This is a genomic window from Bilifractor sp. LCP19S3_H10 (genome assembly GCF_052119185.1).
In the GTDB taxonomy this organism is placed as follows: domain Bacteria; phylum Bacillota; class Clostridia; order Lachnospirales; family Lachnospiraceae; genus Bilifractor.
This window is the reverse complement of sequence record NZ_JBQKFT010000036.1, coordinates 1-14,446: the sequence shown is the minus strand read 5'-3', so window position 1 is coordinate 14,446 and position 14,446 is coordinate 1. Positions and strand designations below refer to the sequence as shown.

18 protein-coding genes are annotated in these 14,446 nt (G+C 52.5%); all 18 read right to left on the bottom strand.

Annotation, left to right across the window (positions count from 1 at the left end; all coding sequences use genetic code 11):
- Window positions 1-117 precede the first annotated feature (117 nt).
- Window positions 118-555, bottom strand: coding sequence for a hypothetical protein (locus ACTQZS_RS14965; RefSeq protein WP_441476532.1), 438 nt, complete (start codon window positions 553-555; stop codon window positions 118-120).
- 308 nt (window positions 556-863) lie between these two features.
- Entirely contained in the window at window positions 864-1,625 is a 762-nt protein-coding gene (locus ACTQZS_RS14960; RefSeq protein WP_441476531.1) for a LysM peptidoglycan-binding domain-containing protein, read from the bottom strand.
- 123 nt (window positions 1,626-1,748) lie between these two features.
- Complete coding sequence (locus tag ACTQZS_RS14955; protein ID WP_441099617.1) at window positions 1,749-2,018, bottom strand: phage holin family protein; 270 nt, start codon at window positions 2,016-2,018, stop codon at window positions 1,749-1,751.
- A gap of 5 nt (window positions 2,019-2,023) precedes the next feature.
- The gene (locus ACTQZS_RS14950) at window positions 2,024-2,353 is read right to left on the bottom strand and encodes a hypothetical protein (protein WP_441476530.1); all 330 of its coding nucleotides are present in this window, start codon (window positions 2,351-2,353) and stop codon (window positions 2,024-2,026) included.
- A 15-nt stretch (window positions 2,354-2,368) separates the two neighbouring features.
- A complete protein-coding gene (locus ACTQZS_RS14945) occupies window positions 2,369-3,673 on the bottom strand; it encodes a hypothetical protein (RefSeq protein ID WP_441476529.1) in 1,305 nt (434 codons plus the stop codon).
- A gap of 18 nt (window positions 3,674-3,691) precedes the next feature.
- Complete coding sequence (locus tag ACTQZS_RS14940) at window positions 3,692-4,669, bottom strand: hypothetical protein (RefSeq protein ID WP_441476528.1); 978 nt, start codon at window positions 4,667-4,669, stop codon at window positions 3,692-3,694.
- Entirely contained in the window at window positions 4,666-6,726 is a 2,061-nt protein-coding gene (locus ACTQZS_RS14935) for a hypothetical protein (RefSeq protein WP_441476527.1), read from the bottom strand. Before ACTQZS_RS14935 ends, ACTQZS_RS14940 begins: the two co-directional genes overlap by 4 nt.
- A 38-nt stretch (window positions 6,727-6,764) precedes the next feature.
- On the bottom strand, window positions 6,765-7,133 hold the full coding sequence (locus ACTQZS_RS14930) for a hypothetical protein (protein WP_441476526.1): 369 nt from the start codon (window positions 7,131-7,133) through the stop codon (window positions 6,765-6,767).
- Window positions 7,134-7,136: 3 nt separating this feature from the next.
- The gene (locus ACTQZS_RS14925; RefSeq protein WP_441476525.1) at window positions 7,137-9,788 is read right to left on the bottom strand and encodes a phage tail tape measure protein; all 2,652 of its coding nucleotides are present in this window, start codon (window positions 9,786-9,788) and stop codon (window positions 7,137-7,139) included.
- Between the two features lie 55 nt (window positions 9,789-9,843).
- Window positions 9,844-9,978 (bottom strand): hypothetical protein, encoded by a 135-nt coding sequence (locus tag ACTQZS_RS14920; RefSeq protein WP_441476524.1) that lies wholly within the window; start codon window positions 9,976-9,978, stop codon window positions 9,844-9,846.
- A 32-nt stretch (window positions 9,979-10,010) separates the two neighbouring features.
- Window positions 10,011-10,385 (bottom strand): hypothetical protein, encoded by a 375-nt coding sequence (locus tag ACTQZS_RS14915; protein ID WP_441476523.1) that lies wholly within the window; start codon window positions 10,383-10,385, stop codon window positions 10,011-10,013.
- 15 nt (window positions 10,386-10,400) lie between these two features.
- Entirely contained in the window at window positions 10,401-11,051 is a 651-nt protein-coding gene (locus ACTQZS_RS14910; RefSeq protein ID WP_441476522.1) for a major tail protein, read from the bottom strand.
- A gap of 1 nt (window position 11,052) precedes the next feature.
- Entirely contained in the window at window positions 11,053-11,379 is a 327-nt protein-coding gene (locus tag ACTQZS_RS14905) for a hypothetical protein (RefSeq protein ID WP_441476521.1), read from the bottom strand.
- 15 nt (window positions 11,380-11,394) lie between these two features.
- Window positions 11,395-11,766, bottom strand: coding sequence for an HK97 gp10 family phage protein (locus ACTQZS_RS14900; RefSeq protein WP_441476520.1), 372 nt, complete (start codon window positions 11,764-11,766; stop codon window positions 11,395-11,397).
- Window positions 11,763-12,095, bottom strand: coding sequence for a phage head closure protein (locus tag ACTQZS_RS14895; RefSeq protein ID WP_441476519.1), 333 nt, complete (start codon window positions 12,093-12,095; stop codon window positions 11,763-11,765). Before ACTQZS_RS14895 ends, ACTQZS_RS14900 begins: the two co-directional genes overlap by 4 nt.
- Window positions 12,096-12,107: 12 nt before the next feature.
- Window positions 12,108-12,422 carry a head-tail connector protein gene (locus ACTQZS_RS14890; protein WP_441476518.1) on the bottom strand — a complete coding sequence of 105 codons (315 nt, stop codon included), beginning with the start codon at window positions 12,420-12,422 and terminating at the stop codon, window positions 12,108-12,110.
- Window positions 12,423-12,458: 36 nt separating this feature from the next.
- The gene (locus ACTQZS_RS14885) at window positions 12,459-13,649 is read right to left on the bottom strand and encodes a phage major capsid protein (protein WP_441476517.1); all 1,191 of its coding nucleotides are present in this window, start codon (window positions 13,647-13,649) and stop codon (window positions 12,459-12,461) included.
- A gap of 13 nt (window positions 13,650-13,662) precedes the next feature.
- Window positions 13,663-14,446: head maturation protease, ClpP-related (locus ACTQZS_RS14880; RefSeq protein WP_441476516.1), on the bottom strand; the 784-nt coding region annotated here is incomplete at its 5' end.

The following is a 14,446-nucleotide window of genomic DNA, read 5'->3' as shown; positions in this document are numbered from 1 at the left end:
GTTCCATCGTTGCCTCCTTTCTCTTTTGGTAGTCTATCCATCACTCTGATCTGCGATTCTATCAAGTCATTTCTGCCTTTTTCTTCCTATATAATTGCGGTTAAATATGCGGTCTCATCAGCTGCCAAAGTAGTCCGCCACGTAATGCTCATGGCAGCAGTACTTTCGGTTCTTATTGCCGTAGACCTCGAAGGTCTTCCCGCAATACGCGCACACCTTGGTGTAGATCGCCTTGGGGTTCTTTTTCTGCTCGTTGCGGTGGAGCTTCCAATATGTGCGCCGGCACTTCTCACAGCAGAACCGCTTCTTTCGTCCCCGGCGGCCTTCCTCCTTCGCGATGGGCTTTCCGCAGAAAGCGCAGGCTTCCCGCATCTTTATCTTTTCAGGCAGCTCCTCGTCCACGGGAATACGATCGCAATCGTCCTTTTTGCACTGATACCGGACCTTCTCGTAAGAAACCCCGGTGTATTCCGCAATCTTCCGATTGCTCATCCCGCTTTTTCGAAGCAGGAGCACCTGCTCCATTTTTTCTTCTGTTTGATCGTTCTTCTTCATGGGTATTCTCCTTTTGCCCTAAGGTCGTAAATACATGGCTTCCTTCACTCCTCACAGGACATTTTCCGCAAGGTTGAGCAAAGGAATCTTTGCTTTCACCTATCAGCGGACACTTCCCGGGCGTTTTTGTGACGGGACGTGAAATTTTCCTGCAGGTATATGCGGATCATTCGCACGCGATTTTGAACGGTCCTGGAAAATTCTCTCCTAAACAGATAAACGGAACTTTCGGAGAGAAATCGGAAATGAAAAAGACAAAAAAATAGGGCTTGCAAACACCCATAAGCAGGTGCCTGCAAGCCTGTTTGTCATTTCACCCGGATCTTCCATCCCACCCGGATCAGGTTCACATTCCGGATCAGGGAGGCGTTCAGCTTCTGGATAGCAGATACGCTGGTTCCATACCTTCTGGCAATTCCGGAGAGCGTGTCTCCTCGCTGCACGGTATAGTAAACTGCCTGCGGCTGAGCCTTTGCGCGAATCAGCTCGTTCACCTTTGCCTGCACAGCGGAAGCATCATAGCCGGAAGAAGCAAGGCGTCTTCTCCTCTCGGAGCCATTTCCCCACTTCCCGGCCAGCACTTCACGTGCAAGCTCATCTACGGACTTCGTCGCGGTATTCTCCTTGTAGCGAAGCACATGGTTCCAAGGGAAGTTCCGATACGAACGGATCAGAAACTCACGTCCGGTCTGGTCACCGGGAGCGCCGCCTACCGCTGTTCCCCTCTCATTGATGGATGCCTCGACCTCTCTTCCATTCCCACAGTACATCGCGGTGTGGTGCGTGGTGTTTAAAAGGACATCGCCGCGTCTAAGGCCTGCTCCGGTTGCGAGGTTTACCGTGCCGGTTACGTCCTCAAAGCCGCAGGACAAAAAGACCGAAAACATGTTGCCAGTATAGGTGGCACCCTTTGTCTTTACCGGCACTCCGGCTGCCTGCCATGCCGAGATCACTGCCGAGGAGCAGTCAAAGTCTCCCTTCTCACCCCAGCGATACCTCTGGTCATAGCCGTATGTGTTATTGTTTGCATGATTTTCCATCCACTGGATGGCGGATTCTGTTTTACTCATGGTTTTCTCCTCCTCAAACTTCTATTTCCTGCAAATCAAAAAGCCCTCCGGGTTTTGAAGCCCAAAGAGCCTATACCGCCCCTTTAACGGAAGGAGCCGCCGAGATACGAGGATCACCTCCTCTCACTGATTCGTCTTTGTAAGCTGCTTGTAGATCTGGTTCACACCAGTCGCTGCAAGACCGGACACAATGCCGACAGCAAGGGCATTGATGACATCCTTTGCCGGGAAGTCCGGCATAAGATACAGCCCTGCGATGCCGAGTACCGCACCGACGCATCCGCAGATCACCGGGATCAGCTCATCCTTTACCGAGCCAGCTGCTTTGCAGCCGATGCCGACAAGATACGCAATCACTGTGATTGCCGCCACACTTGCAATTCCAAAGTCCATAAAAGTCATTCCTCCTTCTTTTTATTTCTGTCTGCCGAAAGCGGCAGTTCCAGACACTTCTTGTACAGGGACTCTCCGGTGCCATTCCCGCCGAGTGCCTTGTACGGCTTGTACAGGTACTCAAGGTTGCTCCGATCCTCAGGAGAGCACCATCCCCGAGCAATAAAAAAGCTGCAGGCCTGATAAATACGGTCATGCAGCAATGCCAACATTCCATCTTTGATTTCGTCGTTCTCCTGTTTTCGCCGGAGCAGTGTCCGCCACAGCCAGGTGAGGACGGCAAGGATCAGGGCAAAGAGCTCCTGAATCCAGTATTTCAAGATAAAGTCGATCAATGGAATCACCTCCTTTCACACCGCATCCGTCAGTGTGTACGTTACCTTCATCGACTGGGCACTGGTCTTTACCACTGGAGAGCTCAGGTTGCAGATGGTGCCAAGATAGTTGCAGGCAAACGAGTAATATAAAGTATTGCTCCACAGCCGAAAACGCTGGAGGCAGTCCGTCTCATGTGAAATGTAGTATTGCGGATATCCGACACTGTTTGTCGATTCTGCGTTCAGCCTGTACTTTCCGTCCGGATAAATCACACCCGGACTTCCATAGGTTGTCGTCGATCCGGATGATGTGGTGCCGGTCCACTCAAAGGTCGCAAAGACACCACCTCCGCGCATTGGATATATTTTCCTGCACCTAATGTTTCCAAAGTTTACTTCTGTCACGTCGACGGTATTTGACAGGTTTACTTTGTACAGCGTGTTTTCATCATTGCTAATGAAATACAGATATCCGCTGGATACCACAGCATTTAACTGCTCATAAAAATCCGTATCGCCGGTAGACTTGGCCGTCACATTTGACACAGCAATGGTCTGTTCTGCTTCTTCCTGAAAAGAGAAATCAGAAATTTTTACCTTCCGAAGCTTGATGCTTACCGTCCCTTGCGAGGTGACCGTGGGAACATATACAGCGTACAGGTACCCGTCATAACCATCCATAACCGACCAATAGTAACTGGCGGGATTGTCAAACGTAAAGTCAAACACCTGTGTTTCTTCTCCAAGGTATGGCGTGTATGCCTTGACAATGTTGGTGTAATACGGCTTCTTGTAGATTTTGCCGCCGCTATAAAGATAGAGAACCCCTGAGTTCTCATCAAAGGTGAGGGGACAATAGGATCGATCGGTAGTGAAACCGCCATCATCGTATTGTGCCCCACTGAAGGGATTCTCCCCTGCTCTTGTGTGCGTCAGTGCGAGAGATGCAATCGTACCGTTTGCCTGTGATGTTGAGAAATCCCAGACGTTCACATAACCGGTATCCGTCCTCCCGGATTCTGCTTTGTTAATCGAGCCTCCCAGCTTGGATGCCGTATTTGCGGTCTGCCCGGCATGACCAATCAGATGAACACCCATCGGAAAGTGGACGTTATTCACATCCTCGGTCAGTGCCCCGTCAAACAAAAACAAGCCCCCCAGTGCCTTTGTGGCAGCCGGGAGCAGATCATCAAAGTGATTGTTTCCTTTCGCGCCGACATTTGCCGCCAAACCAAGTACATATCCGAGGGCATTCGTAACCAGGTTGTCCTGCTCGACCCTCTTGATCTCCCCTGTGATTTCATTGTGCAGATCAATCTGCAGATGTCCTTTGAGCATTTCTTTCTCCTCCCTCTCTTAATCGTTCTTATAGGTGATGACAAAGTTCGTGAGGGAGGAAGTCTTTCCCTCGATCATGAACGCAAACCAGATCTTCTTCTTTGCCTGCGCACCAGAATAAAGAGCATCACAGTCCGCCTCCAGGAACGAAGCCATATCGACAGGATCGGTATAGGTGCTTCCATCAAAACTGTATGAAACGGTTACCGTCCCTGTGTAAACCGCTGTCATCTGGGTGATGCCGTGAATGGTCGCATGGCCAAGATCTGCAATGCAGCGAATCGTCTGCTTCTTTGGCACCGCCTTCACAGAAGCGGTCATAGCTTTTGGCTTTCCATCCGACCAGCGGTAAAGGACCGGTTTGGTAAGGCTTGTGAGCTGCTCGGACGTCGGCAGCGTATCAAAGCCCTTCTTCTGAAAATATGAGGCTTCTCCCAAATCTGCAGCAACCGCATCCGTGATCTCGGTCACTACACCATCTACCAGTGTGTAGATCTTTCCATTGAAGTCCGTCATCAGGTACTTCTTTGCGTAGGGCGGCTCTACCCCGGTGAACAGAAGATACCCGATCCCGCAGGCATCATTTCCTCTGCTCTGGGATCCGTCCTTCGTATATCGGAGCACAATCGTATGAGCCCCAGCAGCGAGAGCATAAGAAAACTCTGTGAAGGTACTGACCCCTGTACCAGACTTCTTCAGCACCTCTGTTCCGTCCACCAGCACATGGAGCCAGTCATAGTTCTGCTCACTGGATACGATATAGCTTAAGGTCATGCTGCCTTCTTCCGAGAGCGTCACGGTAAGCGTTGTCTCACTGGTTCCGCTGTCCGTGATCTGCCCGCTCCGGAGCGTATTCTTGCCATCTTCCTTCCAGGTATCTGCAGAGTAAAAAGGCGTGGCGCCATCCGTCACGGAAAGAATGCCCTCCTCTCCCTGCTTCCACGTATCCTCTTCGAAAGTGATCCGCATCGTGTTGTCTTCCCGGATAATGCTCATAGCTTCACCTCCTCCAGGGTCTCGATTTCCGGATAGGCGCTGTAGAGATCCAGGACATCCAGCTGTCCGGTGTCCACAGTGCCGGAAGTGCTCTGGACCTTGTACAGCGTCTGCAAAGCAAAAGCATCATCGGCATTCGTGGTGAGATACGTCCCGTTGTAGTCCGGTTTTCCTTCCGTATCGGAAAGAATAAAATACCGGACCACGATTCCGACGCTTGTGCTGTCTGTAAAGCTTCCAAGGACAAAAGCCATATCAAAGGAAACGGCATCGCTTGCCCCGGTCGGCACAGGTGTAAGGAGCGCTGTCTTTGTCGCATCCGTAAGCTTTCCAACCACAGAGCCCATCGAGAAGCCGGTGAATTCTTCCTCGGCATTAATCGTGCCATCCCACTTCCCGGTCCCTGCAAGACCCATGCCTTCGATCAGTGCATTGATGCAGTTGGTATCCAGATAAAGGGATCCGCCTTCCACCGTAAGAAAGATCACGAAGAGATATACCGTATTGGCCTTGACGTCTCCGATATAGTAGTGAAGCGAAAGGATGTGCTTCCCGGCGGTGTCATAAGTTTCAATCGGATGGTAATCGATCTCATCCCCGGCAAGGGTATAGGACACCGTGACCGTCATCGTATTTGGCTTTGAAAGCTCTGTCTCCGCACTGGTCATCCGCTCATCAAGGGAGCTGACACCGGTCTGCAGCTCTTTGATCTCGTTTTGAAGCTCTTCCGTTGTCGGAGAAGTCGCATCCTTAATCGTCACATCTTTCAGTTTTGTACTGCCAATCGCGTGTGTTGTGCCAAGCTTTGCATCGAGAAGAAGCTCCGCCCAGAGGGAAACCTCGGATGCTTTTGTCGCCGTAGCAAACCGGATCGAAGCAACCGGGACCCGTTTTCCGTCTCCGACTTCGACCACCTGGGTATTCGTGAACCGGTAATGAACCAGCTGATTTTCATCGGTATTGGAGACAAGACCGACAAGGTTCTTGTCCGTTTTGCTTCTGGCGCTGGCAAGGGCCGGATTCTTCCCCACTCCGGTCATCTCAAAATACTGGTTATACTGAAACGTAAACTTCGTAATACAATAGAGCGCATCTCCGTCGGCAAGACCGTTCTGAAAGACCAGCACGTCTCCAAGGTCGTAGGCAGGATTTCCGATGGCTCGGCAAGTGAATGGCACATACCGAATCTGCTGAATTGCTGTGAGAATTGCTTTTGCCATATCCTCCCTAGTCGCCGCGATACCATACTGCAGGAAGGGATTGCTCCCAAGATTCATCGTGAGACCATCGTCCTCATCCTCCGCATAGTAGGAAGTCGTATTGTCTGCCATGTTGACCACAGAGAGACCGGTATAGCGCGTGACATAATCGGAAAAGGAAGCGCCTGTAAACCTGTGCGCATCATCAATCGTATCAACAACCGTCTGGTTGAAGGACTTAAATACAATGTTTCCCTTCCGGTCAGCTGTCGCAAAGCAGCCGATGGTCTGCGCAAGCCACGAGACCAGATCCCGCCATGTCTCGACATCATTCGTCGTGGTCTCGGAAATCATCGTAGATCCATTGGCAAAAGACTCGAATTCCTTTTCTGTATTTGCAAAGATTAGTCCTGTTGCTTCTCCGATCGCCTGCGCACACTGATACGGAGTCACCTCTGTTATGACCTTGTTACAGTTCTTATCTAGAAGCGCCATATGGTCGTAGGCTTTCACCACAACGCCACTTTCCGTCCACTCCGCCGTTTCTACCGTAAAGACGCCCAGAGGAACCTCCTCATAGGTTCCATCGGATAGTCTCATCCCGAACACAGGCTTGATCTCCAGCCCCTTCCATCCGTATCGGCTGATCGGCATGTTTAAGAATGTGGCATTCAGTTCTCCAATGTAGACCTGCCCGATGGTGATCTCCTCATTTCCTGTGCACTGATTCGTGATGGAAAAGGATCCGGAAAGGATGTTGTCATCCGTGAAGGAGTGTTCGCCAATCGTCCCCCTCATCCGGAATCTCTGCACCGGCTGCTTCATGGCAGCTTTATATTTGTCGCTTACGGCGTACATGAAGCGCCTCCTTTCCCTTCTCCATAGGTTGTGATTAATCAAAATTCTTCAAGATCAAAACTTACGGTATAAAGCCCGTTTGTTCCTCTCGTCTTCTCTGAATGCTTCTCCGGCCCGGTTTTGAAGTTCCGCATCCGCATGGTCCTTGTCTTGTAGCCCTGCGATTTCAGGTCATAGAGCTTTACCTGTATCGAATCCTTGTCCCGGAACGTGGCAAAGATTGCCGCCCACCGACTCGAACACGGAAAAGAGGCAGAGACGGACAGCTTGTCATACCTGGTGACAATGACCTGATCCGTTCCTGCCTCGGTTTGATTGGTACTCTCAACGACACTGTAGCTCTCCTCCCAGCTTTCCGGCGTGAAGAGCTTTACGTCATCAAAGTAGATGGGGTAATCACTTAACATGCATCATCGACCTCCTGACCGATAGTTGCTCCGCTGGGTCGCCCGGACGACGATCTCATCAATCCGCTCCTGTCCGATGTAGACAGGGATAATGATGTCACCGCCACCTACTCCTGCGAGGGCTCCCTGCACAATCTCTGCCAGCTTGTCAGTTCCAACCACAGCTTCCTGCCCGGCTTCACCGCCTCCAAGGAGTCTTCCACCTGCGGCGCCGAAGATCGTCGGGCTGTTTAAGAGGTAGGCATCATCCATAGCCTTCCGGTACCAGCTGACCGACAGGTGCGGAACAGACGGCGGATCAATGGAGAGTCTTCCGCTGATCGAAAAGTGCGGGAGCTTGATATGCGGAAGCTCCAGATGGCAGCCGGAGAAGAATCCGCTGATTCTGCTCAGGCCACCGCTTACAATGCTCTTGGCATTTTCGATCATGGAGGAGAAAGCATTCCGTATTGCTCCAAGTTTCCCCTGCGCGGCAGAAAGCGCATCGCCAAGCTTGCCGCCTGTGAGATTGTTGATGGTAGTAAAGCCCGCCTCCCAGATCGACTTGTAAGCATCCACAGCAGTTCCGATGATGCCCTTGATCCCGCCGCCGTGCTGATCGATGGACGACTGAATCGCATCCCATGCATTCCCGGTGTTCGTCTTTACGGTATCCCACGCAGTACCGATTGTGGTCTTGACGTTGTCAAAGGTCGTACCTGCTGTCGTCTTGATCCCGTCCCACACACCGGAGAGCGTCGTCGTGATGCCGTTCCATGCAGTCGATGCAGCCGAGCTGATGGTCGACCAGGTATTTCCGAGGAAATCCGAAATGCCAGTAAAGACTGTGGTAGCTGTCGTGCTGATCCCTTCCCAGAGTCCTGTGAAGAAGCTGCTGATGCCGTTCCACACAGTCTCCGTCACAGACTGAATACCGTTCCATAATTCGGAGAAGAAGTCGCCAAGTGTCGTGCCTACAGCCTTCACGCCTTCACAGACGGTAGTCCAGACACCGCCAAACCACTCGGAGATTTCTCCCCAGTGCTTCACGATCTCAATCACCGCGACTACAGCAGCCACCACCGCCGCAATGATGGCGATGATCGGGAGGATCGGAACCGATACGGCTCCAATGGCGGGAATCGCCGTTGTGGAAAGGAAACTGACCAGTTTACCTACGATGCTTGTGACGGAACCCACAGCGGTGACAACCTTGCCGACGCCAACGACAACTGGGCCGACAGCAGCAGCGATGAGAGCTGCCTTGACGATTGCCTCCTGCATTCCCGGGGACAGACCATCCCACGCACTTTTGAGAGCCGTCACCACATCTTTGATCTGGGTCATCGCTTCCGTGATCATCGGTGCCGACGCATCTACGATCTCTGCGCCGAGGTCTTTTAAGTTGTTCATCACAACTGTCATCTGGTCCAAAGGATCCAGCGTCTCATTGAACGTACTCTCCACCGATCCCGCATAATCTCCCAGCGTGGTAGAGAGGTCGCTAAGCGAGAGCTTTCCCATCTGCACTGCATTGTAGATCGCGCCACCGGCACGGGAGCCAAAAAGGTCGTAGGCTGCCTGCAGCTTCTCGGTATCAGAGGCATTGCTGTTCATGGTTTTGGAGAAATCCTTCAGTGCATCGCTTAAGGACTGTCCGTTCTTAGTTGCCGTCTTCTGGGCCTTAGTAAGGCCAGTGAGCATCGTCGAAGTATCAAGACCGGACATCTCCACCGCGCCCATGAAGCCAGCCGCCTGTTCCGCAGAAAGCCCCATCGACTGGAACTGTGCGGCATTTTTAGAAAGGTCTTGCGAGAGCGTATCCATCGACACACCGGTTGCCTGTCCGACCTGATTTAAGGCATCGAGAAGGTTTCCGGCATCATCAGACGACTGCCCGAAGGCATTGAGGACGGAAGATACGTTATCAACGGAAGTACTGACGTCTGTACTGTTGAGCGATGCAAACTCTACGAACTTCTTAGAGAGATCCTCCAAGGCATCCCCCGTCAAACCAAACCTCGTGTTCACCTCACCGACGGCATCTCCGGCAGTCTGAAAGTCTGTCGGAATCGTCTCTGCGATCGACTTGGCACGCTTCTGCATATCCTCAAGGGCTGCACCGCTTGCTCCCGTCTTTTGCGTCACGGCATCGAGCGCTTCATCCACTTCCTTCCAAGCGGCAACCGAGGCGGCACCAACCGCAGCGACAGGGACCGTGATGCCTTTGGTGAGTCCCTCTCCCACATCACTGATCTTGCCGCCGACTTCTTTCATCTTGTCCCCGGCAACCTGAAGTTCTTGTCCCGCAACAGAGCCAAACTTCTTATACTCGTCCTCGAGGCCTTCGAGGGACTGCTTAGTGGCTTCAATCTCCCGGGTCAGCGCCTCCTGCTGTTTTTGCGTCTCCTCAGTCTGAGGACCAGCCTTTAGCTGGGCAAGGGCTTCCTTCTCCTCGGACAGTTTCTTCTTGGTCGCATCGATCGCTTCGGTCAGGTACTTCTGCTTCTGCGCAAGCAGATCCGCGTTTCCCGGATCCATCTTGAGGAGCTTGTTCACATCCTTCAGGTTACTCTGGGTTTCCCGGATTTCCTTGTTCACGCCTTTCAGGGCATTGGAGAGCTTGGTCGTATCGCCATCCAGCTCAATGGTTATGCCTTTAATTCGATCTGCCATAGCCTACTCCTCCCTTCATGGCATGAAAAAAGCACCGGTTCTTTACCGATGCGAATTAAAACGAATCGAAATCCTCTTGCGTTGCCACCTGCCGATACTCATCGTCGCAGAAGTCATTCCCGGACTCAATGATCATATCCATCACAGTCCCCTCATCCAGCTCTTCCAGCTCAGACAGTGTCAGTCCCATCTGCTTCGCCCTCAGGAGGAACACTGCCGTGTTTACTTCCCGCTCCGTTGGGCGGCTTCTTTTTTTGGCTTGGAGCTTGTCCTCCGCGATCCAAGGTAGAGCGTGACGAACTCCTGCATGTGAAGAAAGAGCTCTGCCCCGTCGAACTGATCCGCCCATTCGAGGAAGGCGTCCTCGTTCAGCTGGTTCATGTCACGCTTTTCTGCCTGCGCGTTCATGATAAAGGCCAGCTTGTCGCCGACGGTCATATCGGTCTGATCATCCTCACTGTTCTCCATCTTGTTCAAGAGGATCATGAGATCCTGGTGAAAGACCTGCTTATAACGGTATGCTGTGGTCCCCGTTGCGAGAAACGGGAACTTCTGCTCCGACCCATCATTGAGCCGGAGGGAAATTTCCTGATACATGTCTACTCCTCCTTATCACTTAGAGCTTGTCGTTGTCGAAGATGTGGTACTACCACCAGACGTAGAAGAACCTCCTGAAGCCTTTGCAGCAGCAGGCGTATAGACCTTACTGTACCAGCTCTGGTAGGTGGCATCGGTGGTATCTGCACTGGAGCGTGCCTTCACGATGTTCTTCCCAAGCGTCGCATCCTTGATCGACGTCGCATTGATCGTAAGGCTCTCGGTCTGTACCTCGATGGAGTCCTCCTTGGTGCTCGATGCCACAGACGGTCTTGTTGCCGTGCAGTTATACATGACATGGCGGATCTCATTCACATCGCCGTCAAACTCAAAGAGAAGCGCAAAGTGAATAGGCTGTGCGTCGGCATCCTCCAGAAGGACCCCGTTTCCATCCTTGATCTCACCGAGCACGTTCTCGCGGAAGTCCTCCGGTACCATTGCCGACTCGAAGTCCCCGTTATAGCCGCTGTTCGCATTCGTGACATAGTACTGCACGCCATCCGCCCAGAAGATCGTCTGGTCTCCCTGCGCATCCAGAGAGAGGGATACGGCGCCCGGCCATGCAACCGGATCTGCAAAGGTGGCGGTCCCATCCTCTGCGATCGTTGCGATGGCATAATGTACGTTTTTCAGGTTGTACTTGACCTTGTTCTTTTTACTTGCCATTTCAGGCCTCCTGTTCAAATGAATACAGGACCTCGTAGAGCTTCTCAGAATCTATCCAGGTCTCTGTCTTTTCAAAGAAGATCCCGCTTTGGATCAGCTGATCTTCCAGTCTCTTTTCCATCTCCGGATCCTTCTTATCCGTGTAGAGCTCGATGTCGATCTCTGTGATCGGGAAATACACGGTTCCATCCGCAGCGAAGTTGTCGCTGTTCGGACAGCGGAAGCAGAGAAAGGGAGGATCCGGCCCTTCCCCTTCCGCAAAGTGATCATAGGCATAAGGGATGCCCTGCTTCTCCAGCCCCTCCAGAATCTTTATGATCTCATCCATTGCTTCCTCCCATCCTCAGCCCTTTAATTCCTTCTCAATCTCATCTGATAGCTTCCCGGTGATCTCTTCTTCGACCGGAGCGATATGTGGAATGCCCGCAACTCTTCCACCACCGCGCTTGGCATGGCCTTTCTCCAAGAGGTGCGTGAGTCTATAGATCTTGTTGTGAACAACCACTTCTGCGCCGACCGCCGTTTCCTTCTGAACGGTAGAGCGCCATCCTTTTGCGTACTTTCCGGTACGCTTTGGCGATTTCTCCTTCAGTTCTTTTGCCGCTTCCTTTCCGGCATCCTTGATCTCCTGCTTTACAATGTCGTTCACATCCTCCGCGTAGTCCGAGAGGGTCTTTTCCACCGTCGCCGCTAGATCATCTACTTTCACCTTCATCGCTTCACCTTCTCACACTTAAACTTCAGGCTTCGCTTCTTGAACCCCATCGGGTCAATGGCGGTGACGTTGTAGATATTGTATCCCAGCCGGATCCGAATCTTTGTGGAGTCGAGTCCTTCGAGGCACTTTGCATACCGGACGGTAAAATCGATGGCATCGATGCTAGTCGTCGTTCCGGCTTCCAGTTTCTCAGATCCACCACTCTGTACCGGTGTCGCCCAGCAGGTGTAGAAGTCTGTCCAGGTGTTGGTGTGATTGCCATACTTGTCTTTGATGACCTCATTCTTCTGGATCGTAAGCCTTACATTCATTGCTGCGATATTCATCCCGCACCTCCATCAGAACCTGGCATCCCGTTCTCCAAAGAGGAGGTTTCGAAGTGTGATGGTCAGGGCGTGATGATCCGCTTCCTCCCGGTGCTCATTGAGATAGGCCAGGGTATAGAGGACTGCCACAACGACAATCGGACTACTTTCGTCCTCGAGACTGTCCTTTCGGAGCACCGATGCCACAAGGCTCTCGGCAGCGTCCAGTTCCTGCTGGATCACATCGTCCTCATCGTTTGCGTCAACCCGGAGATATTTCTTTGCTTCCTCCAGCGTGATCATCCTGTCCTCCCTTCGAATCACAAAGAAAGCCCAGAGCTTTGACACTCTGAGCCCTCATCGTTACGTTGTTCCTGTTGCAGATCAGGCAGATGCTCCTGCCTTCAGGATCTGCACGGCTTCCGGAAGAACCAGAAGACCATCGACACGCTCCTTGGCAACATAGCCGATCATGCCGTTTCCGGCAAAGAGCTCACGAAGCTCCTGCATGGAACGACTGCCACGATCACCGATGTTGTAGTAGCTGTAGTCACCAAAGGCCATCACAGGCTTTCCTGCCGCAAGCTCCGGTGCAAACGCGCTGGTGTGAACCGCATAGCCAAGAAGTCTGTCCGGCTCTCCTGCCTGATAGGACGGCTGCCAGATGTAGGCGCCGTTGTTGTCCTTGAGCTTCCGGAGAGCTGCAAGGGTCTGGTCGTTCATGATGAACGATGCCTTCTTCCGGTACGGACGCTTCAGCGCATAGACCAGATCCAGCACATCGTCGGTGCCAAGCTTCGTGCCGGTGAGCGTCTTTGCGACCGTACCGCCGTTTGTCTCATCAAAGAGACCGGTGGGCTTTCCCTTCCCATCGCCGTTCAGGAAGGCATCCTCCTCGGCATTGGCGATGGCGATTCCGAACTGGGTGGTGATGTAGCTGGCAAGGTCAAACATGGAGTCATACAGAAGCTCCTCGGTTACCTTCACCGCCACATGGAGCTTATGGGCATCCATGATCTTCTGCCCAAACTTCGCGTCTGTGAACTGAAGCGCGCCACCCTCTTCAATCCATGCCGCCGTCGGCTTAGCTCCCGCGATGTTGATCTTGTGCTCGCCGGAAGTTGTGATGTGGGTTGCAAGGCCCCGCATGATGTTCTCTTCATTCAGGACATCAATCAGGCGGCTGTCCCACTCCTCCGGAACGAGGTATCCGCCATCGGCATCCACACCTTCCTGCAGGATGTCGGAAACCTGATGGAAGTTCGTGCGCATGGCGGTCAGCATATCCTTCGCATACTGATCGGAAGCGCGTCCCTTCTTCGACTTCTCACCGGTGCTGGTCGGCATGTTGGAAAGAGGAGAAGAAGTCGGCTGACTCAGCTGTGCCTCAATGGCAGCCTGACGATTCAGACGATCGATCTCCTTCGTAAGATCCGTGATCTCCTTTTCCATGCGGTCATACGTTTCTCCATCTTCGCTAGAAAGAATCCCGTTCTCTCCCCTGTGTGCTTCGAGGAAGGCCTTTGCTGCCTCCCATGCTCTTGCTCTCTTTGCAATCAAATCCTGTACGTTCATTGTGTTCTCCTCCTCACATCATCGTGTGCAGCAGATTCAGGCGATCCATCAGAGCATCCACGCTCCGGCCTTCCTCTACTTTGCTTTCGGCATCAGGACCATCCTGTGCCTTGTTTCTAACCTTGTAGTGTTCCTTCACCTTGTTGGTGAAGGCAGCCGCCATCTGACGACTGGAATAAAGAAAACCCGCAGCAATCAGATCCTCGTTCTTCTCAGGATCATTTGGTGCTTGCTCGGGCTTGTCTTCAGATTCCTCCGGATTCTCCTTGGCTGGATCGTCCTCTTCCGGTTTCTCTTCCTGCTCACTGCGATAGAGATCCGGTCTCTCCATCACACGGTCTGCAAAATGAAGCTCCACTGCCTTGCTCGCATCCATCCAGGTCTCATCGTCCATGAGCTTACTAAGCTTGTTCTTGGAAAGTCCGGTCTTCTTGACGTAGGCATTCAGGATCGAATCCTTCACGGAATCGAGCATCGAGATGGCCTGCGCAAGATCGTCCTTATCCCCCATTGCCATCGTGGACGGGTTGTGGATCATCAGCATGGAGACCGGGCTTACAAGAACCTCATCTCCTGCCATCGCAATGACCGATGCTGCCGATGCTGCAAGGCCGTCGATCTTCACGGTGACCTTTCCGTCATAGGACAGAAGCATGTTGTAGATCTGTGCCGCCGCCCAGACATCACCGCCCGGAGAGTTGATCCAGACCGTGATCGGTCCTTTCCCGGAATCAAGGTCAGACTTAAAAAGAGCTGGCGTGACGTCATCGTCAAACCAACTCTCCGAAGCAATGGTT

What these genes read in the sequence shown, in the direction of transcription:
- ACTQZS_RS14900 (WP_441476520.1), bottom strand. Translation starts at nt 11,766, where the DNA reads ATGAAGGTGAAAGTAGATGATCTAGCGGCGACGGTGGAAAAGACCCTC.
- ACTQZS_RS14925 (WP_441476525.1), bottom strand. Translation starts at nt 9,788, where the DNA reads ATGGCAGATCGAATTAAAGGCATAACCATTGAGCTGGATGGCGATACG.
- ACTQZS_RS14885 (WP_441476517.1), bottom strand. Translation starts at nt 13,649, where the DNA reads ATGAACGTACAGGATTTGATTGCAAAGAGAGCAAGAGCATGGGAGGCA.
- ACTQZS_RS14930 (WP_441476526.1), bottom strand. Translation starts at nt 7,133, where the DNA reads ATGTTAAGTGATTACCCCATCTACTTTGATGACGTAAAGCTCTTCACG.
- ACTQZS_RS14940 (WP_441476528.1), bottom strand. Translation starts at nt 4,669, where the DNA reads ATGAGCATTATCCGGGAAGACAACACGATGCGGATCACTTTCGAAGAG.
- ACTQZS_RS14955 (WP_441099617.1), bottom strand. Translation starts at nt 2,018, where the DNA reads ATGGACTTTGGAATTGCAAGTGTGGCGGCAATCACAGTGATTGCGTAT.
- ACTQZS_RS14910 (WP_441476522.1), bottom strand. Translation starts at nt 11,051, where the DNA reads ATGGCAAGTAAAAAGAACAAGGTCAAGTACAACCTGAAAAACGTACAT.
- ACTQZS_RS14935 (WP_441476527.1), bottom strand. Translation starts at nt 6,726, where the DNA reads ATGTACGCCGTAAGCGACAAATATAAAGCTGCCATGAAGCAGCCGGTG.
- ACTQZS_RS14920 (WP_441476524.1), bottom strand. Translation starts at nt 9,978, where the DNA reads ATGGGACTGACACTGTCTGAGCTGGAAGAGCTGGATGAGGGGACTGTG.
- ACTQZS_RS14895 (WP_441476519.1), bottom strand. Translation starts at nt 12,095, where the DNA reads ATGAATATCGCAGCAATGAATGTAAGGCTTACGATCCAGAAGAATGAG.
- ACTQZS_RS14905 (WP_441476521.1), bottom strand. Translation starts at nt 11,379, where the DNA reads ATGGATGAGATCATAAAGATTCTGGAGGGGCTGGAGAAGCAGGGCATC.
- ACTQZS_RS14945 (WP_441476529.1), bottom strand. Translation starts at nt 3,673, where the DNA reads ATGCTCAAAGGACATCTGCAGATTGATCTGCACAATGAAATCACAGGG.
- ACTQZS_RS14965 (WP_441476532.1), bottom strand. Translation starts at nt 555, where the DNA reads ATGAAGAAGAACGATCAAACAGAAGAAAAAATGGAGCAGGTGCTCCTG.
- ACTQZS_RS14915 (WP_441476523.1), bottom strand. Translation starts at nt 10,385, where the DNA reads ATGTATCAGGAAATTTCCCTCCGGCTCAATGATGGGTCGGAGCAGAAG.
- ACTQZS_RS14960 (WP_441476531.1), bottom strand. Translation starts at nt 1,625, where the DNA reads ATGAGTAAAACAGAATCCGCCATCCAGTGGATGGAAAATCATGCAAAC.